Genomic DNA, 20668 nt, shown 5'->3' on the forward strand with positions numbered 1-20668 from the left:
TTGTGCTGTGGGGGTGTCGTGTATGTTGGAGGAGATTGCATTGGAGAAATATTCACCCTCGGAGATTGAGAAAAAGTGGCAGAAGAAGTGGGAAGAGGAGCAGGCCTACAAGACGGAGATGGATGCAGAGCGTCCCAAGTACTACGCTCTGGAGATGTTCCCCTATCCTTCCGGCAATCTGCACATGGGACACGTGCGCAACTATTCCATCGGTGATGTCATGGCCCGCTACAAGACCATGGAGGGCTTCAATGTGCTCCATCCCATGGGCTTCGACTCCTTCGGCATGCCCGCAGAGAATGCGGCTATCAAGCACGGTGTAAGGCCAGGGGATTGGACTTACAGCAATATCGACAACATGATCCGCCAGCAGAAGGAAATGGGCCTGTCCTACGACTGGGACCGCAAGGCCATCACCTGTAGCCCGGATTACTACAAGTGGACCCAGTGGTTCTTTGAGCTCCTTTACAAGCGGGGGCTGGCCTACAAGAAAGAGGCTTCCGTCAACTGGTGCGACACCTGCGGCACGGTGCTGGCCAATGAGCAGGTCATTGACGGCAAGTGCTGGCGCTGTGACAACGAGGTGCATAAGAAAGACCTGTCCCAGTGGTTCCTGAAGATCACGGACTATGCCGACAGGCTGCTGAAGGACCTGGACAAGCTGCCCGGCTGGCCGGAGCGGGTCAAGACCATGCAGAACAACTGGATTGGCCGCAGCGAGGGTCTGGAGTTCGATATTGATGTGCCCCAGCTGAATGAGAAGCTGTCCGTCTACACCACCCGTCCCGATACGGCCTACGGCATCACCTTCGTGGCTCTGGCTGCAGAGCATCCCATTATCGATAAAATCCTCGAGAACAACCCCAAGGCTGAGGAAATCAAGGCTTTCTGCGAGAAGGCCCGCAACCAGTCCGAGCTGGAGCGCACTTCCAGCGAGTCCGAGAAGGAAGGCGTCTTCACCGGCGTCTATGCAGTGAACCCCTTCAACGGCAACAAGGTGGAGCTCTGGGTCACCAACTATGTGCTGGCTGACTACGGCACCGGCGCCGTAATGGGCGTGCCTGCAGGTGACCAGCGCGACTGGATGTTTGCCAAGAAGTACAACCTGCCCATCATCATCACCTGCCAGCCCAAGGGCGTGACCCTGAAACTGGAGGAGATGGACCATGCTTACGACGAGAAGAACGGCGAGCTGGTGAACTCCGGCGAGTTTGACGGCATGGAAATGCACGCTGCCATGAGCGCCATCATGGACAAGGCAGAGAAAGAGGGCTTCGGCAAGCGCAAGGTTAACTACCGCCTGCGTGACTGGCTGATTTCTCGCCAGCGCTATTGGGGCGCTCCCATCCCTGTCATTCACTGCCCTCACTGCGGCGAGGTGCTGGTGCCGGAGGAAGACCTGCCGGTGAAGCTGCCTGAGAATGTCTCCTTCGAGCAGGGCGCCGTTTCTCCTCTGGCCCAGTGCGAGGAGTTCGTGAACTGCAAGTGCCCCAAGTGCGGCGCTGATGCCAAGCGCGAGACGGATACCATGGATACCTTCATCTGCTCTTCCTGGTACTTCCTGCGCTATGCGGACCCCCACAATGACAAGGCACCCTTTGCCAAGGACAAGGTGAACTACTGGGCACCTGTTGACCAGTATATCGGCGGCATTGAGCATGCTATCCTGCATCTGCTCTATTCCCGCTTCTTCACCAAGGTCCTCCACGATGCAGGGCTGGTGGACTTTGACGAGCCCTTCAACAACCTGCTGACCCAGGGCATGGTCATCAAGGACGGCTCCAAGATGAGCAAGTCCAAGGGCAATGTGGTTTCCCCGGAGGAAATCATTGAGAAGTACGGCGCTGACACTGCCCGTCTCTTTATCCTCTTCGCAGCTCCCGTAGACCGCGACCTTGAGTGGAGCGACCAGGGCGTGGAGGGTTCCTTCCGCTTCCTGGCCCGCGTGTGGCGTATCCTCTCCCATTTCGAGGAGACCATCAAGGGTGCTGCCGAGGGCTATGATGCCGCCTCCCTCACCAAGGAAGAAAAGGAGCTGCGCCGAATTCTCCACACCACCATCAAGAAGGTCACCGAGGATGTGCGTGACCGCTTCATGTTCAACACCGCCATTTCTTCCATTATGGAACTGGTGAATGCGTTCTATGCCTTTGATGGCAAGGCAGTTAATAGTGGGTTAGTCAAAGAACTGGCCAGTGCCCTGGTGCGCATGCTGGCACCCTTTGCCCCCCATATCACCGAGGAACTCTGGCACAATCTGGGGGGCGAAGGCTCCGTCCATGCTCAGAAGTGGCCCTCCTATGAGGAGAGTGCTTTGGTGCAGGACGAGGTGGAAATCGTGCTCCAGATCAACGGCAAGGTCCGCGACAAGGTCATGATTCCCGCCGGCATTGACCGCGCCGAAATGGAGAAGGTGGCCATGGAACTGCCTCGTGCCAAGGAGCTCACTGAGGGCAAGACCATCGTGAAGGTTATCTGCGTACCTAAGAAGCTGGTGAACATTGTCGTAAAGGGTTGATTGAAATGGTGCAAGCCTATGCCATAGAGAATCTTCGGGCAGGCATGAGGGTCGGTCGTGACGTATTGTCAGAGAACGGTGAAGTCCTGCTGAGCAGAGGGCAGATACTTACCCGGGAGAGTATCTGCAGCCTGTTGGAGCGTCCCATCTATTCCATATATGTAGATGAAGATGCCGAGGTGGTGGATATTCCCGGCAAGGAACATCTGCTGGATGCTGGTTATGTGGCTTGCTACGAGCGTGCCCATGAGAGGGTGAAGCGCCTGCTGCTGAACCTGGCTGCCGCGGGGAGGCTGGACAGAGGCCTTCTGGATGTCATTGTGGCAGATATCAACCATGACCTGGCCCCAGATGGTGCCAAGGCTATCTCCCAGATACACAATATGGAGAGGGCAGGGGCATATCTTTTTCACCACAGTCTTCATGTGGGGATTCTGGCAGCCCTGATGGGCAGCTGGCTGGAATGGGACCAGGACAGGCGGGAGAAACTTACTCTGGCAGGCCTGCTCCATGACGTGGGCAAGCTCAGCATTGACAGAGCTCTTTTGGACAAGACGGATCCCCTGACAGCAGAGGAATTTGCTTATATCAAGCGGCACACGGAGTTTGGCATAGCCATGCTGAAAAATGCCGGAGAAAACCGGCAGGAAGTGCTGAATGGTGCTGCCCAGCATCACGAGCGCTGTGATGGCTCCGGCTATCCGCAGGGGCTTGAAGGAGAGCAGATTTCTGTCAACGGACGCATCATTGCCTTCTTGGACATTTATGATGCCATGGCCAGTGACAGGGCTTTCGTGCCCCGGTATTCTCCCTTTGATGCTTTTGCGGCTATGGCGGACGACACTATGTCAGGGAAACTGGACCCGATGTATACGGTGCAGTTCATGCGGCAGACCTGCCGGGCCTTGATTGGCACCTGGGTGGAGCTTTCTAATGGGGTGCGGGGAAGGATTGTCTATATCCCCGAAAGCCGCATTGTGGCGAAACCCATGATACATACAGTCCATGATGAGTTCATAGATCTTGAAGTCCATACGGATCTGAAGGTCAAGGCTATCCTTACGGCTGCGGAATTAGATGCATAAAAAAATCGGTTTGTACTATGCGTACAAACCGATTTTTTGTTTAAGGCAAGGCGTGGCTTAAATAAGCAAAGTTACATTCTGCCTAAGATAGCCCTTGCTACATGCACGCCGCTGGCGCTGGCCTGGGAGAGGCCGCGGGTTACGCCGGCTCCGTCGCCGATGGCGAAGATGTTCTTGTGCTCGGTTTCCAGGTCATTGGTGAGGACTACCCGGGAGCTGTAGAATTTCACCTCGACGCCGTAGAGCAGGGTATCATCATTGGTCATGCCGGGAGCTACTGTGTTCAGAGCCTGGATCATCTCTATGATGTTGTCCAGGTGGCGCTTGGGCAGCACCAGAGACAGGTCGCCGGGGGTGGCGGCCAGGGTGGGCACCGTGAAGCTCTTGCTCATGCGGTGGGCGTTGGTGCGGCGGCCTTTCATGAGGTCGCCGAAGCGCTGGACGATGATGCCGCCTCCCAGCATATTGGAGAAGGAGGCAATGCGCTTGCCGTACTGATGGGGTTCCTTGAAGGGCTCGGTGAAGCGGTTGCTCACCAGCAGGGCGAAGTTGGTGTTCTTGCTCTGGAGCTTGGGGTCACTGTAGGAATGGCCATTGACAGTCATGATGCCGTCGGTGTTCTCCATGACCACATGGCCGTGGGGGTTCATGCAGAAGGTGCGCACGGAGTCGCCGTAGCGCTTGGTGCGGTACACCAGTTTGGCCTCATATACCTGGCTGGTGATGTGGTTCCACACCTCATCGGGAGTCTCCACCCGCACGCCCACGTCTACGCGGTTGTTTTCCTGCTGGAGGCCAAGGCGCTCGCACTCGTTGGAGAACCACTCGGCCCCGGCGCGGCCAGGAGCTACGATAAGATACTCGGCTTCAATCTTCTCGCCACTCTCCAGAGTAATGCCATTGGTGCCCTTGCCATCGGAATCGATGTGCTCCACAGGGCACTCAAAGCGGAACTCCACCTTATCCTTCAGGTGCTCGTAGGTGGCCTGAAGCATTTTCAGGTTGTTTTCCGTGCCCAGATGGCGGACGCTGGCAGACAGCAGGTGCAGGTCATGCTGCAGGGCCTGGCGGCCGAGATCGGAGTTCGTTGTGGAGAAGACCTGGCTGGGAGCGCCGTGTTCCTGGTTGATTTTGTCCACATAGTTGATGAGGTCCATGACCTCGTTGTCATCCAGATATTCGTTGAGCCAGCCGCCGAACTGGGTGGTGAAGTTGTACTTGCCGTCGGAGAAGGCGCCTGCGCCGCCGAAGCCGCGCATGATGCTGCAGGGCTTGCAGCCGATGCAGCTCTTCACCTTGCCTGCTGAAATGGGGCAGACACGGTTATAGATATCCTTGCCTGACTCCAGCAGGATGATCTTCAGCTCTGGCTTTTTCAGGCAAAGCTCATAGGCCGCAAAGATACCAGCAGGGCCGCCGCCCACGATTGCCACATCATACTTATTCATACTTGCCCTCCTATAGGTAGGTGCGTTTTTTTACGCACGAAAAGCACGCAGAGAAAATTTTCGAGGAGACTTTTACAAGGTGCCTGCTGAAAATCCATCTGCGAATCATACATAATTGGATTGAATCGGAAACAAACCTTGCCTATTATAAATGAAGTGTTTACATAATGCAAGATTTATTTTTAAAAATTTTTATCTCCTGTATACTATGTTTATAGATATATAGCTTCTATATAAAAAATATGGTATAATGTGTGTCATGCTGTAAACTTTATCAATGTAAAGGGGGAAATTCTTTGACACATGATATAGCTATTATTATTACCTTCGTTGTCTATATGCTCCTGATGATGGGCATTGGGGTCTATTATTACCACCGCACCCGCAATATGAGCGATTACTTCCTGGGGAACCGCAAGCTGGGAGCCTGGGTCACCTCTCTGTCTGCCGAGGCTTCGGATATGTCCGGCTGGATGCTCATGGGAGTGCCGGGCTTTGCCTATGTGGCAGGGCTAAATGCCGGGTGGATCACCCTGGGGATAGTGCTGGGCACCTGGGCCAACTGGCGCTTTGTGGCGGCCCGCCTGCGGGTTTACACGGAGCTGGCCCATAATTCCCTGACCCTGCCGGATTTTCTGGAGAATCGCTTTGAAGATACTTCGCGTCTCCTGCGGGTAATCCCTGCCATCTTTATCCTGATTTTCTTCGTCATCTACAGCGCTTCCGGCTTCGTGTCCGGGGGCAGGCTCTTTGAGACTATCTTTGGCATGGACTACACTTATGCCCTGCTGCTGTCTGCCGGGGCGGTGGTGTTTTACACCCTCACCGGGGGCTTTTTGGCAGTGTCCCGTACGGACTTCATTCAGGGTGTGATGATGTTCTTCGCCATTTTGATTGTGCCACTCTTTGCCATGATGCTCCTGGGGGGGCCGGGAGCTACGATTGAGGCTATCAATACCTACCATGCTTCCTTTTTCGAGCCTTTCCAGAAGGTGGACGGCAGCACCATCACGGCGTTGGAGATCATCTCCCTGATGGGTTGGGGCATCGGCTATTTCGGCCAGCCCCACATCCTCGTGCGCTTCATGGCCATCAAGAGCACCAAGGACATTCCCCAGGCTACCAATATTGCCATGGTATGGGTGGTGCTTTCCCTGGCTGCGGCCCTGGCCGTGGGCATGGTGGGCTCCGTGTTCCTCACCGAGCCACTGACGGAAGCAAACCGTGAGACGGTGTTCCTGGTGATGACCAATACCATGTTCCCCTCCGCCATAGCTGGCATGATACTGGCAGCAGTGCTGGCAGCCATCATGAGCACCGCATCTTCCCAGCTGCTGGTGGCGGCTTCTGCCGTGTCGCAGGACTTTTATCGTTCCATCATAAATAGCAAGGCAGAGCAAAAGGAACTGGTCTGGGTCAGCCGCATTTCTGTGCTGGCCATTGCGGCCATGGCCATCGGCTTTGCCCTGAATCCCAACAGCTTCATCCTGGATATGGTGTCCTACGCCTGGGCCGGCTTCGGCGCCGCCTTCGGCCCCGCTGTGCTCATGTCCCTGTTCTGGCGCAGGACAACCAGGAACGGCGTGCTGGCAGGCATCGTGGTGGGCGGCCTCACCGTCCTCATCTGGAAGCAGTTCGCCTGGCTGGGCCTCTACGAGATCGTGCCCGGCTTCCTGTTCTCCCTGATTGCCATCTATGTGGTGAGCTTCATGGACAAGGCTCCCTCCGAGAGCATTACCCGTACCTTTGATGAGGTGGGCAGGAGCAGGATTTGAGCAGTGAATTTGTCAAGTTTATCTTTGCTATATGGTTGACAACCTGCCTTTGGCGGTGACATAATACAAGGGTAATTGCACTATTGCCGCTGTCGCTTTCCCCAGTGGGGGCAGGCGGCAGCGGTTTTCTTTTTGAGGGGGGACCTGGTTGGGAGCCTTTATAGAGATTGAGAATCTTGAACATGTTTATCAGGGTGCTGCCGGAGCAGCTCACAAAGCTCTGGATAAGGTGAATCTTTCCATAGAGCAGGGAGAGTTCGTGGCAGTACTGGGGGCCAATGGCTCCGGCAAGTCCACCCTGGCCCGTCATCTCAATGGGCTGCTGCTGCCAAGCTCCGGTCAGGTGCGGATAGAAGGCCTTTCTACGGCAGACGCTGCGGAGAGAAATGAGCTGTGGAAAATCCGCAGCAAGGTGGGCATGGTCTTCCAGAACCCGGACAACCAGCTCATTGCTGCTGTGGTGGAGGACGATGTGGCCTTCGGCCCGGAGAATCTGGGGGTGGAGCCTATGGAAATCCGCCAGCGGGTTATGAATGCCTTGCAGGCAGTAGGCATGGCCCGTTTCAGGAAGCGGGCGCCTCATCTCCTGTCCGGCGGGCAGAAGCAGCGGGTGGCCATTGCGGGGGCCCTGGCCATGGAGACTGACTGCCTGGTGCTGGACGAACCTACTGCCATGCTTGACCCCCAGGGCCGCAAGGAAGTGCTGGAAGTGGTGAAGAGGCTGCACCGGGAAAAGGGGCTAACGGTCATTCTCATCACTCATTTCATGGAAGAAGCCATGGCAGCCCAGCGGGTGCTGGTCATGGACCAGGGCAGGGCTGTGATGGAAGGCACTCCCCGGGAAATCTTCGTGCGCACGAAGGAACTGAAGGCTTTGGGGCTGGAGGCGCCTATGGCAGGGGAGCTGGCAGAGCGGCTGCGGAAAGCTGGCATTCCCCTGCCCCAGGAGCCGGGCATACTCACGGCAGAAGAATTGTTGGCAAGCCTGCAGGCGTTGAGGGGGAAGGGCCATGTCCATTGAACTGAAAAATGTCAGCTACACTTATATGCCCGGCACCCCCATGGAACGGCAGGCACTGATGGGGATAAATCTCACCATTGAGCAGGGCAGGCTTTACGCCATAGCGGGACATACGGGCTCCGGCAAGTCCACCCTGATACAGCTGATGGCAGGACTGCTCCCGCCTACCTCAGGCGAGGTGATGGTGGAGGGTGTGAAGCTGAACGCCAGGGATAAGGAAGGGAAGAAACAGGCTGTGCTGGCCCGCCGCCGGATTGGCATCGTCTTCCAGTACCCCGAGCAGCAGCTTTTCGAGGAAACCGTGGAAGCTGATGTGGCCTTCGGTCCCAAGAATCAGGGGCTTTCTGAGGAGGAAATCTCGGCCCGGGTGAAGGAGTCCCTGGAACTGGTGGGACTGGACTATGAAAAGTTTGGGCAGAAATCCCCCTTCATGTTGTCTGGCGGCGAGAAGCGGCGGGTGGCCATTGCGGGTGTCCTGGCGCTGAATCCCGCATATCTGATTCTGGACGAGCCTACGGCGGGCCTTGACCCCAGGGGCAGGGAGTCCCTGCTGCAGATGATAACTGATTTGCAGAAGGGCACGGGAGACAGGGAGCCCATGACCATCATCCTGGTATCCCATGCCATGGACGATATACTGCGGCTGGCAGATGAGATGTTTGTGCTGCAGGAGGGGCGGCTTACTGCCTCCGGCAGTCCTTTGGAAGTTTTCAAGTGCTGGGATATCCTGGCGGAGGCCGGCCTGGAGCCGCCGGAGCTTTTGCTGCTCATGGAGCAGCTGCAGGAGGCGGGGCTGGCAGCGGAAATGCCTGTGCGCAATTTCAAGGATGCGGTCAAGGCAGTGGAAAGGGGGCTGAAAAAACGTGCTTAGCGATATCACCATAGGCCAGTATTATCCTGGCAGGTCTCTTTTGCACCGGCTGGACCCCAGAGTGAAAATCATGCTTTTGCTGTTATTGATGGCGGAAATCTTCATCTTCAGCAACTGGTTTGCCTATGGTGCCCTCATTTTGCTGACGGGGCTTTTGATGCTGGCTTCGGGGGTGCCTGTGCTGGTGCTCCTGAAGTCCATCAGGCCTCTGCTATGGATCATCGTGCTGACCTTCATCATCCACCTGCTGGGCACGCCGGGAGAGGAAGTAGCGAAGCTGGGGCCTGTGGCCATCACCCAGGAGGGCATCTCCCGGGGCAGCTTCATCTGCCTGCGGCTGGTGCTCCTGATACTCCTCAGCTCCCTGCTGACTTTCACCACCAGCCCTGTGAAGCTGACAGATGCCATGGAGGCATTGTTGTCGCCTTTTCGCCGCTTTGGCGTGCCCGCCCATGAGCTGGCCATGATGATGACCATAGCCCTGCGGTTCGTGCCTACCCTGATAGAGGAAACAGACCGTATCATGAAAGCCCAGCAGGCCAGAGGAGTGGATTTTTCCTCCGGCGGCCTTGCCACCCGCATCAAGGCAGCGGTGCCCATCATGGTGCCCCTGTTCCTCTCTGCCTTCCGCAGGGCTGATGAACTGGCTCTGGCTATGGAAGCCCGCTGCTACCGCGGCGGCGTGGGCAGGACGCAGATGAAGGCTCTGGCGGTGACCAGGCTGGACTATGCGGCGGTGATCCTGATGGTGCTGCTGGCAGCAGGCTTGTCAGCGTTGGCGTGGCTTAACTGAACAAATACAAGAATCTTTAAGGGAGAGCGCAGGATGGTGTCGCTCTCCCTTAAAATTACTAGACAGGCAGCCTTGACATGGTATAAAATATGAAAAGAGCCTGTAAAAGGGCTTCTTAGTCATGCTTTATAGAACTAAGTTCTACAAGAAATTCCCGTAATACTAGGTGGTGTAAACATGGACTCAATACTGAAGGTGGGCATTGATGTGGGCTCTACCACCATCAAATTGGTGGTGATGGACCACGAAAAGAAGATACTCTACAAGAACTATGCCCGTCACTTTTCAGAAATTGGCAATGCTTTGCAGGAAAACCTCACGCACCTCAAGGAAGTGGTGGGGGAGAAGAAGTTTTCCTTTGCTCTCACGGGCTCTGCAGGCATGGGCATTGCCCAGCGTATTGGCCTGCCCTTTGTGCAGGAGGTCATTGCCTGCGCTGCGGCAGTGAAGGAGCTGATTCCCCAGACCGATACGGTGGTTGAGCTGGGCGGCGAGGATGCCAAGATCACTTATTTCGGCGATGCGCCGGAGCAGCGCATGAACGGCGTCTGCGCAGGGGGCACCGGGTCTTTTATCGACCACATGGCTTCTCTTTTGTCCACGGATGCTCCGGGGCTGAACGCTCTGGCAGAAAAGGGCAGGCAGATCTATACCATTGCCTCCCGCTGTGGTGTCTTTGCCAAGACGGACATCCAGGCCCTTATGAATGACGGAGCGGAAAAGGCGGATATTGCTCTTTCCATCTTCCAGGCGGTGGTGAACCAGACCATCGGCAATCTGGCCCAGGGGCGTCCCATTGCGGGCAAGGTGGCTTTCCTGGGAGGGCCGCTGCACTTCCTGCCGGAGTTGAAGAAACGCTTTATTGAGACTTTGAAGCTGGACGATGACCATGTGGTAAAGGTGGACTATGGCAACTACTTCGTGGCCATGGGCTCTGCTCTTTCCGAAGAGGCGCAGGTCATTGACACCCAAAAACTGGACGCCTGCATCAAAGGCGCGGCCCAGGCAGCTGCTGCCGAGACCCGCAAGGCAGACTTCACCCTCTTTGATACTCCTGCCGAGTACAAGGAGTTCAAGGCCCGCCACGACAGGGACAAGGTGAAGCGGGGAGAGCTTTCTTCCTACGCCGGTCCCGTTTACGTGGGCATTGACGCAGGTTCCACCACCACCAAGATCACGGCCATTGGCCTGGAAAAGGAAATTCTCTACACTTCCTACGGCAGCAATCAGGGTTCTCCCCTCCAGACAGTGGTAGGAGAGCTGAAGGAACTTTACAAGGCCCTGCCGGAAAGTGCTTATATTGCAGGGGTGCTGACTACCGGTTACGGCGAGGCCATCGTGAAGGCCGCTGTCCACGCTGACGGGGGCGAGGTGGAGACCTTCGCCCATTTGCGGGCGGCCCAGGAATTCTGCCCCGAAGTCACCTTCGTGCTGGATATCGGCGGGCAGGATATGAAGTGCTTCTTCGTCAAGGACGGCAATATCGGAAATATCACCCTGAATGAAGCCTGTTCGGCAGGCTGCGGCTCCTTTATCCAGAACTTTGCCGAGGGCCTGCACATGACGGCGGCAGAGTTTGCCGAGAGGGCTATTGAATCCAAGGCTCCTGTAGACCTGGGTACTCGCTGCACTGTCTTCATGAATTCCAAGGTGAAGCAGGCCCAGAAGGAAGGGGCAGAGGTGGCGGATATTTCCGCCGGCATTGCCTTCTCAGTCATCAAGAATGCCCTCTTCAAGGTCATGCAGCTGAAGGATACCTCCACCTTGGGTGACCACATTGTGGTGCAGGGGGGCACTTTCTACAATGATGCTGTGCTGCGCTGCATGGAGAAATTGCTTGACCGTGAGGTTATCCGTCCGGATATTGCGGGACTCATGGGGGCCTATGGTGCGGCTATCCTGGCTCTGGAGGCTGATGAACGCCCCGAGGAGAAGTCACAGCTGCTTTCCTCGGAAGAACTGGCAGAGTTTACCGTAGCTACCAGCTCTTACCGCTGCCAGGGCTGCGGCAACAAGTGCCTGGTGACCATGCAGAAGTTCCCGGACGGGGGCAAGTATTTCACTGGCAACCGCTGTGAGCGGGGGGCCGGGGGCAGCAAGGCCACACATGAAGTGCCAAATATCTATGCTTACAAGTACGACCGCCTCTTCAAGGCTTATGCGCCCAATGAAGGCGCGAAGCGGGGGCGCATCGGCCTGCCCCGGGTGCTGAATATGTATGAGGACTATCCCTTCTGGTTCACTTTCTTCACGGAGCTGGGCTATGAGGTGGTGCTCTCGGGCAAATCCAGCGCCAGGATGTACTACAAGGGCATGGCCACTATTCCTTCGGATTCCCTTTGTTACCCGGCCAAATTGGTGCATGGCCATATCATGGATCTGGTGGAAAAGGGAGTCAAGAAGATTTTCTATCCCTGCGAGCCTTACAATATGGCAGATGACCAGTGCCAGTCGGACAATCACTTCAACTGTCCCATCGTGGCTTCCTATGCGGAGAATATCCGTGGCAACATGGATATTCTGAAGGAGGAAGGGATAGATTTCCTTCAGCCCTTCCTGCCATTGGACGATGAGAAGCGCATGGTGCAGCGCCTTTATGAGGAGCTGGGCAGCCATGAGGGCCTCAGCAAGCAGGAAATCAAGACGGCAGTGGCGGCAGGCTACAGGGAACTTGCTAAGTATCGCGAGGATGTGCGGGCCTTTGGTGCCAGCATTTTGGAGCATATTGAGAAAACGGGCCAGCAGGCTATTGTGCTGGTGGGGCGTCCCTATCATGTTGACCCGGAAATCAATCACGGCATTGCCGAAATGATCCAGTCCTACAAACTGCCTATCCTCTCCGAGGATGCGGTCTGCCATCTGCCCATCAAGGCCCAGAAGCTCAGCATTGTGAACCAGTGGAGCTACCATGCCCGTCTCTATCGGGCGGCCCAGTTCGTGGCAGAGCATCCGAACCTCACGCTGATCCAGCTGAGTTCTTTCGGCTGTGGCCTTGATGCCCTGACTACCGGGCAGACCAAGGATATCCTGGAAGCCCATGACCGCATCTACACCATGATCAAATTGGACGAAGTGTCCAATCTGGGGGCGGCCCGCATCCGCCTGCGCTCCCTGATGGCGGCTCTGGCCCGCAGGAAGCCCCTGCCCTATCGTGAGGTGAAGCCCATCGAGAGGCCGCATTTCACGGCAGACTGCAAGGCTACCCATACTATCCTGGCACCCCAGATGGCGCCTATCCATTTCGAGCTCATCAAGACAGCCCTGCGGAAGTATGGCTACAATGTGATGATTCCGCCCATGCCCAACAGGCAGACCACGGATGTGGGCCTCAGGTATGTGAACAACGACATGTGCTACCCGGCCATCGTGGTCATCGGGCAGCTGATTTCGGCCCTGAAGGACGGGCTCTGCGACTCTGACCACACCAGCATCGTGCTGTTCCAGACCTGCGGTGCCTGCCGCGCCACCAACTACATCGGCGTGCTGCGCGAGGCGCTGAAATACGCCGGGTTCCCCCAGGTACCTGTCTTTGCCTGCATGGGACTGCCGGATGAGACTGACGACTTCAAGCTGACCCGGGAGATGCTGGTGGATGTCATAAAGGCCGCCGTTTACGGCGATGCCCTGATGAATGTGAAGAACCGCATGATGCCCTACGAACTCACCGCTGGCAGCACCAAGGCCCTGTATAACAAGTGGCTGGAGCGGGCCAAGGAAGAGATCCGGCACGGCAGCTGGTGGAAGTATCGGAAGAACATGAAGGCGCTGGTCAGGGATTTTGACCATCTGCCCATTGATGAGGAGCTTTGGAAGCCCAAGGTGGGCGTGGTAGGGGAGATCCTGGTGAAATACCATCCCGTGGCCAACAATCATCTTGAGCAAGTCCTCATGGACGAAGGAGCCGAGGTGGTCATGCCGGACTTCGTGGACTTCTTCCTCTATACCGCCTACGATGCCATTGCCAAGCGTAAGCTGCTGTCAGGCTCTTACAAGGAGCAGGTCTTCAGCAAGATGTTCATCCGTCTCCTGGAGTTCTTCCGCCATCCCATGAAGAAGGCGTTGGAGCAGAGCCGGCATTTCCTGGCACCACGCTCCATCTACGAGACAGCCAGGCTGGCTTCCCGCCATGTGTCCCTGGGCAATATGGCAGGGGAGGGCTGGTTCCTCACCGGCGAGATGGTGAAGCTCATTGATGAAGGGGTTCCCAACGTCATCTGCCTGCAGCCCTTCGGCTGCCTGCCCAACCATATCACGGGCAAGGGCGTGCTCCATGAGCTCAGGGCCAGCTACCCGGGGGCCAACCTCACTGCCATCGACTGCGATGCAGGTTCCTCCGAGGTCAACCAGCTGAACCGCATCAAGCTCATGCTGTCTGTGGCCAAAGAAAGAGGGCCCAAGAAGGAAAAAAGCACAGAAAGCCATTTTGCCACTGGCAAAAATTAAGTGGAAGTGCTACAATACAATCTTGTTGCAAAATAAGTTGCGATAAAGTGAGAGGTGCAATATGGCAAATAGATTCTATGATTTAGAAGTGGCAGGGGTAAAGAGAAGGCTTTCCATCCTCAACGTCACTGACAAGCTGGCCATTGCCGGCTTCATCATGCTGGGAGATGTGGAACTGGTGGATGCCTGTGCCAGGGAGCTGGCCAAGAAGGTGCCTGCTGATACGGAGATCATCCTGACTGCTGAGACCAAGGGCATTCCCCTGGCAGCCCAGCTGGCCAAGGAAATGGGCATGCCTTATTTCGTGGTGGCCCGCAAGTCTATCAAGGCCTATATGGAAAATCCTGTCTGGGTGGACGATGTTTCCATCACCACCAAGGGCAAGCAGATGCTCTGCCTGATGGATGCTGATATCGAGCGCATCAAGGGCAGGAAGGTGCTGCTGCTGGATGATGTCATCAGCACCGGCGGTTCCATGAAGGCTCTGACGAATCTGGTGGACAAGGTGGGCGGCACCGTTATCGGCGAAGCCTGCGTGCTGGCTGAGGGTGATGCCTCCAAGCGTGACGACATTATCTTCCTTGAGGCTCTGCCCCTCTTCGATGCAGAGTAAGATCTATGGAAATAAATCTGCACGAACTGGCCAGAGCATTAGAGCAGTCTGATGTGAGGCAGGGCTATGTCGACCTTGAAAAAGGAGAGGTAATCCTTTTGCGGGACGATATGGATGAAGCCGAGGCGGAAGCTCACGTCTTCGAGATAGAGGAAGACTGGGAGCATTATCTGCCCTTGCCGAACCTCCTTGACGAGCGGGAGCGGGAATTCATGCTCTCCTTTGCAGAAAATGCCCGTGAGGGGGTCCGCGAACGCCTGCAGGAAGCTCTGCAGGGTGCTGGCGCCTCCACCAGGTTCCGCCATCAGGTCAAGCGACTGCTGTTGCAGAAGGCCTGGGAAGAGCATTTCCGGCAGTCCATGCTGGAAGCCGCCAGGGAGTTCTGCCAGGAAAACGATTTGGCCTATAAAGAATGATGCTATACCACAAGAAGCTGTGAGAAAGTATGTCCTCTGCATACCTTTTCACAGCTTCTTTTTGTGTGGAAATAAGTTGAAATACAAAAAGAGGACGCTTTCGCGTCCTCCGAACTCTCAAGAATGGTCGGGATGACAGGATTCGAACCTGCGGCCTCATCGTCCCGAACGATGCGCGCTACCAAACTGTGCCACATCCCGACAACGAATAATAGTATACATTACCTTGGAAAGAAAAGCAAGCATTATTTGAAAAAAGTTTTCAGGAGTTCAGGAAAGGGCAGAAGATCCTAGAAATGATCCTTTAAAGTCTTGCCATCCAGGAACCGGATGAACCATTCCGGGGCGATGATTTCATCGTCTATTTGGATGAGGGTCTGGTGCATGTGGATGGAAACCCATTTTTTCCCGTTCTTGGGGTGTATTTGCTCTTCGAACTGCTCCTCATAGTGGGCTTTGAAGGTCTCGGCTGTGCTCTTGCTGGAGGTGACTTGCAGGATCTCAGAGAAGGCGTTCTCCTCGCCTGCGCCATACTCTACCTTGAGCACAATAAAGAGCTTCATGTTCTTCTTCATAATGCTGTTCCTCCCTGGTGTAGAATATATGCGAATCATATACTATTACATTCTACATGGGAATAAGTGTTTCCTTCTTTTAGATTTTCATTTTCTTGATGCGTTCTACGGCTCTCAGGGTATTCTCCCTGCCGCCGAAGGCGGTAAGGCGGAAGTAGCCTTCGCCGCAGGGGCCGAAGCCGGCGCCGGGGGTGCCCACGATGTTGACTTCGGTCAGGAGCTTGTCGAAGAAGTCCCAGGAGGGCATGTTGTTCGGCGTCTTGAGCCAGATGTAGGGAGCGTTGATGCCGCCGTAGGCCTCGATGCCTGCGGCCTTGAGTCCTTCGCGGATCAGGCGGGCATTTTCCATGTAGTAGGCGATGGTTTCCTTTACCTGGGCCTTGCCTTCCTCCGTGTAGATGGCGGCAGCACCCCGCTGGACGATGTAGGCGGTGCCGTTGAACTTGGTGGTGTGGCGGCGGTTCCAGAGGCGGTTGAAATCCACCCGGCTGCCGTCGGCGGCTTTGCCGGTGACACCCTTGGGGATGATGGTGTAGCCGCAGCGGGTGCCCGTGAAGCCAGCGGTCTTGGAGAAGGAGCGGAACTCAATGGCAACTTCCGTGGCTCCCCCGATCTCATAGATGGTGCGGGGCACATCGTCTTCCGTGATGTAGGCGGCATAGGCGGCATCAAAGAGGATTACGGCATCTTCTTTTTTAGCGTAGTCCACCCATTTTTTCAGTTCGGCATGGGAGAGGGTGGTGCCAGTAGGGTTGTTGGGGCAGCAGAGGTAGATCATGTCCACGTGTTCTTGAGGCAGCTCCGGGGCAAAGTTGTTCTCTGCGGTGCAGGGCAGGTAGGTGACGCCCTCAAAATGGCCGTCTTCCTGAAGTTCGCCTGTGCGTCCGGCCATGACGTTGGTGTCAAGGTAAACAGGGTAAACCGGGTCTGTAATGGCAACTTTGTCCGTCAGGCCGAAGATTTCCTGGATATTGCCGCAGTCGCTCTTGGAGCCGTCGCTGACGAAGATCTCATCGGTGCCGAAGTGCAGGCCGTAGGGCTCATAGTTGTTCTTGAGGATAGCTTCCGTCAGGAAGCTGTAGCCCTGCTCAGGGCCGTAGCCTCTGAAGGTCTCTGCTTTGGCAAGCTCATCTACTGCCTTGTGCATGGCCTCGATGCAGGCGGGGGGCAGGGGCTGGGTCACGTCGCCAATGCCCAGGCGGATGATGTCTGCCTGGGGATGGGCTTCTTTATAAGCTGCCACTCTCCTGCCAATCTCGGCAAAGAGGTAGCTGCCGGGCAATTTCAGGTAATTGTCATTGATGGTTGCCATAAATGCCTCCTAAGAAAATAGAAAGAAAAAGGAAAATAAGATAATGAATCTCAATGAACTTTTGAGGTTATTATAACATAAGGTTATATCTTTGCAAGACCCTATTATGAAAATATTATAGCTATAATTAGCTGCAATTAACATAAGATAAATCATAATTATGCTGTAAGATTTTCCTATAAGTATTATTTACTTTTTCATAATCATGGGTGTATAATAGCCTAGGAGATATTGGGGGAAATATCTTCTGGGCTATTGAAACGCTAGTGGGAATATTTTGCCTTTCGGCGAAATCTGAACAAGGGCGTTATAATACCCAAGGGATTTATGTGTGTCCTGTCCTGCTATGATTATTTATTATGATTCTTATGAAAAGATAAAATATTTTTTCAGGAAAAGAGGAAATGCATTTTCTCATGGCGAAATAGCAGGGCAAGGAATCTTATCTATGTGTAGCTTCTAGAAAAAGGGGAGAGAAAGTTTATGGAAATGCTACTCGGTTTTATTGTACTGCTGACATGTTTGGTGGTCGGCGTCCGTCACGGCGGCATCGGCCTGGCAGTCATCAGTGGCATCGGTCTGGTCATCTTTACTTTCGTGTTCGGTTATAAGCCGGGCAAACCGCCTGTGGATGTCATGCTCATCATCATGGCGGTGGTTACTTGCGCGGGTTTCCTCCAGACTTCCGGCGGCTTGACGGTCATGCTGAAGTATGCAGAAAAACTCCTGCGCGGCCATCCCAAGTACGTCACCATCCTGGCACCCATGACCACCTGGTTCCTTACCATCCTCTGTGGTACGGGCCATGCGGTCTACACCTTGTTCCCCATCATCTATGATGTGGCTATCAAGCAGAACATCCGTCCGGAACGTCCCATGGCAGTTGCTTCCGTGGCTTCCCAGATGGGTATCTGCGCTTCTCCTGCTTCTGTGGCCGTGGTTTCTATCGTGGCTTTCCTGGCAGGGGCAGGCAGTGAATTCTCCCTGCTGCAGGTGCTGATGGTTTCCGTGCCTGCTACCGGCCTGGGCGTGTTCTTCGCAGCTCTCTGGAGCTATCGTCGCGGCAAGGAACTGGCTGACGATGAGCGCTTCCAGGAATTCATCAAGGATCCTGAGAACAAGGCTTACGTGTACGGCGATACGGAGAGCCTGCTGGACAAGGAACTGCCCACTGAGTATTATCGTGCCATGTATATCTTCCTGGCAGGCATCGTGGTCATTGCCATTCTAGGCAACGTCAGCTCCCTGCTGCCGCACTTCCCGGATGCCAAGGGCGTTATGAAGCCTGTTTCCATGGTGCAGGTCATCCAGATGGTCATGCTCTTTGTGGCAGCTACAATCCTCGTGACCTGCAAGGTCAAGGCTAAGGATGTAGGCAACAGCCAGGTGTTCCGCTCCGGCGTGGTTGCTCTGGTTTCCGTTTACGGCGTTGCCTGGATGGCAGATACTTTCTTTGCTCATCACATGGCTTTCCTGAAGGAATTCCTGGGCAACGCAGTGCAGAATTATCCTTGGGCTTACGCCGTGCTGGCCTTCCTCACCTCCAAGCTGGTGAACTCCCAGGGCGCAGCTATCGCCATCGTGGTACCCATGGCCTTGAATGTTGGCATGGATCCCGTCCTTGTGCTGTCCTTCATTTCCGCCTGCTACGGCTATTTCTTCCTGCCCACCTATCCTTCCGACCTGGCCTGCATCGGCTTTGACCGTTCCGGCACTACCCGCATTGGCAAGTACATCCTGAACCACAGCTTCATGATTCCTGGCCTTATCGGTGTCGGCTCCGGCTGCTGCGTCGGTTATGTCATGGCACATCTTCTCTACTAATAAGTAAGAAAATAGCATGAGAAAAGCTCCACAGTCTGCAAAGCAGCTTGTGGAGCTTTTTAGGTTGGAAAATCAGTCGTCGTTTTTCTGTTTGAGGATTTCTTTGCAGAAATCGATGAAAGACTGGGCGGCCTTGGAAATGTAGCGGTCTTTTTTCCAGGCCAGGCCCACATCCACGAAGAGGGGCTCGGCCAGGGGGATGACCTTCACGCCCGGCGTGCCTTCCACCACCATGTCCAGCAGGAAAGCAAGACCCACGCCGGAGGCTACCAGACCTTTGAGAGTTCCTACCTGGTTGGACTCCAGGACGATGTTGGGCTTGACGCCTGCATCTTCAAGTTTGCCCAGGATGAGCTGTCTGAGGAAACTGCCCTCTTTCAGCATGACCATGCTGGAGTCTGCTACATCCTGGAGGCTGATGGCTTTTTTCTGGGCCAGAGGACTGGTTTCCGGTACGCAACAGACAATCTGGTTCCGGGACATGGGCAGGAGCTGGAGGCTCTGGGAGGCACCGGAGATGATGATGATGCCGAAGTCCAGCTCGTCCCGCTCCAGCTGTTCCCGGATGGACATGGAGGCTTCTTCATGCAGGAAGATTTCCAGATGTGAGTAGCGTTTCTGGAAGCTGGAGAAAATCTTGGGAAAGAGGTAGGCGCCCATCATGGGAGGTATGCCAATCTTGATGGTGCCTTTCTGCAGCTGCTTGTAGTCATTGACCTCCAGCACTGCGTCCTGGATGTTACGCAGGGCAAGCTCGATACGGTTGAGGAAGACGGCTCCCTCCGGGGTCAGGGACAGCTGTTTCTGGCTCCGGTCAAAAAGCTGGATGCCCAGTTCTGCTTCCAGCTTCTTGATAGCGACCGTGATGTTGGGCTGGGAGACGCGCAGCCTTTCCGCAGCCCGGGTGATATTCCGCAGACGGCTGGCCATCTGGAAATATTCGAGTTGTCTGAGTTCCATGCAATCGCTTCTTTCTTTGTAGACATAAATCTCCTTTATCTTTTATTTATTATATCATACTTTACACACATAAATGATATAATAATAAAAAATTATTGTTGCTCCGTAAAAAAATTTTTTTCCTCTCCTCTGGTAGGATTTTTGCCCTTTGCAAGGAATTATACAAGTAAGCGTAAGCACGTTATAGCTTAGATGATTTTCCTTCAATAACGACAGAAGGTTAGGGGGGCTTTTATCTTGGAAATATCAACAGTTATAGGCGCAATAGGCGGTCTTATCTCCGTCTTCGTAGGTATGATCATCAAGGGTGCGCCCATCAGCTCACTGAATAACCCTGCGGCATTCCTGATCATTATCTGCGGTACCTTCTCCTGCTTGTTCACTGCCTTCAATATGAAGCAGCTCAAGTCCCTGCCCAAGATTGTCAAGATGGTTTACTTCAAGCCGGCCCTGCATGAGAAAGCGGAACTTCTGAGCATGTTCATCGAGCTTTCCCAGATTGCCCGCCGTGAAGGCATCCTGGCCCTTGAGGGCAAGGTGCAGGAAATCGAGGACCCTTTCTTCCGGACAGGTCTGGGCATGGTCATTGACGGCATGGATCCGGAGTTCGTCAGCGACGTGCTTGATGCAGAACTGGCTGTCATGCAGGAACGCCACGCCGAAGGCCGTGCCATGCTGGAGCAGGCAGGACTTTACGCGCCTACCCTTGGTGTGCTTGGCGCCGTTATCGGCCTTATCGCAGCACTGGGCAACCTGAACGATATCAACAAGCTGGGCCACGCTATCGCAGCAGCTTTCGTGGCAACCATCCTCGGTATCTTCACCGCATACGTCGTTTATCTGCCCATGGCCAACAAGCTGAAGCTGCTGTCCAAGGCAGAAGTCAGCGAGAAGCGCATGATCATTGAAGGCATCCTTTCCCTGCAGGCCGGTGATTCTCCTACGGCTATTGAAGCGAAACTGATGGTATTCATTCCTCAGTCCGAACGCGAAGGGTTGAAGAAGGAGTGATTA

At 55.0% G+C, this 20668-nt stretch carries 15 protein-coding genes and 1 tRNA gene; 11 read left to right on the plus strand and 5 right to left on the minus strand.

Going from position 1 to position 20668, the window contains the following annotated elements; genetic code table 11:
- Positions 1-40 precede the first annotated feature (40 nt).
- Positions 41-2518 (plus strand): leucine--tRNA ligase, encoded by a 2478-nt coding sequence (gene leuS, locus BLW59_RS02215; protein WP_074695938.1) that lies wholly within the window; start codon positions 41-43, stop codon positions 2516-2518.
- Positions 2519-2523: 5 nt separating this feature from the next.
- Entirely contained in the window at positions 2524-3603 is a 1080-nt protein-coding gene (locus BLW59_RS02220; protein WP_074695940.1) for an HD-GYP domain-containing protein, read from the plus strand.
- Between the two features lie 71 nt (positions 3604-3674).
- On the opposite strand, the gene BLW59_RS02225 is transcribed toward BLW59_RS02220, so the two are convergent.
- Entirely contained in the window at positions 3675-5051 is a 1377-nt protein-coding gene (locus BLW59_RS02225) for an NAD(P)/FAD-dependent oxidoreductase (protein ID WP_074695796.1), read from the minus strand.
- Positions 5052-5347: 296 nt separating this feature from the next.
- On the opposite strand from BLW59_RS02225, the gene putP reads away from it, so the two are divergent.
- The 7 genes from putP to BLW59_RS02260 all read left to right on the plus strand — a co-directional run bounded on the left by putP (position 5348) and on the right by BLW59_RS02260 (position 14983).
- On the plus strand, positions 5348-6826 hold the full coding sequence (gene putP / locus BLW59_RS02230; protein WP_074695798.1) for a sodium/proline symporter PutP: 1479 nt from the start codon (positions 5348-5350) through the stop codon (positions 6824-6826).
- Positions 6827-6974: 148 nt separating this feature from the next.
- On the plus strand, positions 6975-7847 hold the full coding sequence (locus BLW59_RS02235) for an energy-coupling factor transporter ATPase (RefSeq protein ID WP_074695800.1): 873 nt from the start codon (positions 6975-6977) through the stop codon (positions 7845-7847).
- Positions 7837-8718, plus strand: a complete 882-nt coding sequence (locus tag BLW59_RS02240; RefSeq protein WP_074695802.1) for an energy-coupling factor transporter ATPase — start codon at positions 7837-7839, stop codon at positions 8716-8718. Before BLW59_RS02235 ends, BLW59_RS02240 begins: the two co-directional genes overlap by 11 nt.
- Positions 8711-9511 (plus strand): energy-coupling factor transporter transmembrane component T family protein, encoded by an 801-nt coding sequence (locus BLW59_RS02245; RefSeq protein ID WP_074695804.1) that lies wholly within the window; start codon positions 8711-8713, stop codon positions 9509-9511. The genes BLW59_RS02240 and BLW59_RS02245 overlap by 8 nt, the downstream gene beginning before the upstream one ends.
- Positions 9512-9688: 177 nt before the next feature.
- Positions 9689-13954 (plus strand): 2-hydroxyacyl-CoA dehydratase, encoded by a 4266-nt coding sequence (locus BLW59_RS02250; protein WP_074695806.1) that lies wholly within the window; start codon positions 9689-9691, stop codon positions 13952-13954.
- A 61-nt stretch (positions 13955-14015) separates the two neighbouring features.
- Positions 14016-14567 (plus strand): phosphoribosyltransferase family protein, encoded by a 552-nt coding sequence (locus BLW59_RS02255; protein ID WP_029545245.1) that lies wholly within the window; start codon positions 14016-14018, stop codon positions 14565-14567.
- A gap of 5 nt (positions 14568-14572) precedes the next feature.
- A complete protein-coding gene (locus BLW59_RS02260) occupies positions 14573-14983 on the plus strand; it encodes a UPF0158 family protein (protein WP_074695808.1) in 411 nt (136 codons plus the stop codon).
- Positions 14984-15107: 124 nt separating this feature from the next.
- Here BLW59_RS02260 and BLW59_RS02265 read toward each other — a convergent pair.
- The 3 genes from BLW59_RS02265 to BLW59_RS02275 all read right to left on the minus strand — a co-directional run bounded on the left by BLW59_RS02265 (position 15108) and on the right by BLW59_RS02275 (position 16870).
- Positions 15108-15184: transfer RNA gene (locus BLW59_RS02265), tRNA-Pro, on the minus strand.
- 89 nt (positions 15185-15273) lie between these two features.
- Positions 15274-15558 carry a hypothetical protein gene (locus BLW59_RS02270; protein ID WP_029545241.1) on the minus strand — a complete coding sequence of 95 codons (285 nt, stop codon included), beginning with the start codon at positions 15556-15558 and terminating at the stop codon, positions 15274-15276.
- A 79-nt stretch (positions 15559-15637) separates the two neighbouring features.
- Positions 15638-16870: an LL-diaminopimelate aminotransferase gene (locus tag BLW59_RS02275; RefSeq protein ID WP_074695810.1), complete on the minus strand. Its 1233-nt coding sequence runs from the start codon at positions 16868-16870 to the stop codon at positions 15638-15640.
- 483 nt (positions 16871-17353) lie between these two features.
- On the opposite strand from BLW59_RS02275, the gene BLW59_RS02280 reads away from it, so the two are divergent.
- Positions 17354-18694: an anaerobic C4-dicarboxylate transporter gene (locus tag BLW59_RS02280; RefSeq protein ID WP_029545238.1), complete on the plus strand. Its 1341-nt coding sequence runs from the start codon at positions 17354-17356 to the stop codon at positions 18692-18694.
- A gap of 72 nt (positions 18695-18766) precedes the next feature.
- On the opposite strand, the gene BLW59_RS02285 is transcribed toward BLW59_RS02280, so the two are convergent.
- Entirely contained in the window at positions 18767-19654 is an 888-nt protein-coding gene (locus BLW59_RS02285; RefSeq protein WP_029545236.1) for a LysR family transcriptional regulator, read from the minus strand.
- 237 nt (positions 19655-19891) lie between these two features.
- On the opposite strand from BLW59_RS02285, the gene motA reads away from it, so the two are divergent.
- Positions 19892-20665 carry a flagellar motor stator protein MotA gene (motA, locus tag BLW59_RS02290; protein ID WP_074695812.1) on the plus strand — a complete coding sequence of 258 codons (774 nt, stop codon included), beginning with the start codon at positions 19892-19894 and terminating at the stop codon, positions 20663-20665.
- The last annotated feature ends 3 nt before the right edge of the window (positions 20666-20668 follow it).

Source organism: Selenomonas sp. KH1T6 (assembly GCF_900108415.1).
Classification (GTDB): Bacteria; Bacillota; Negativicutes; order Selenomonadales; family Selenomonadaceae; genus Selenomonas_B; species Selenomonas_B ruminantium_A.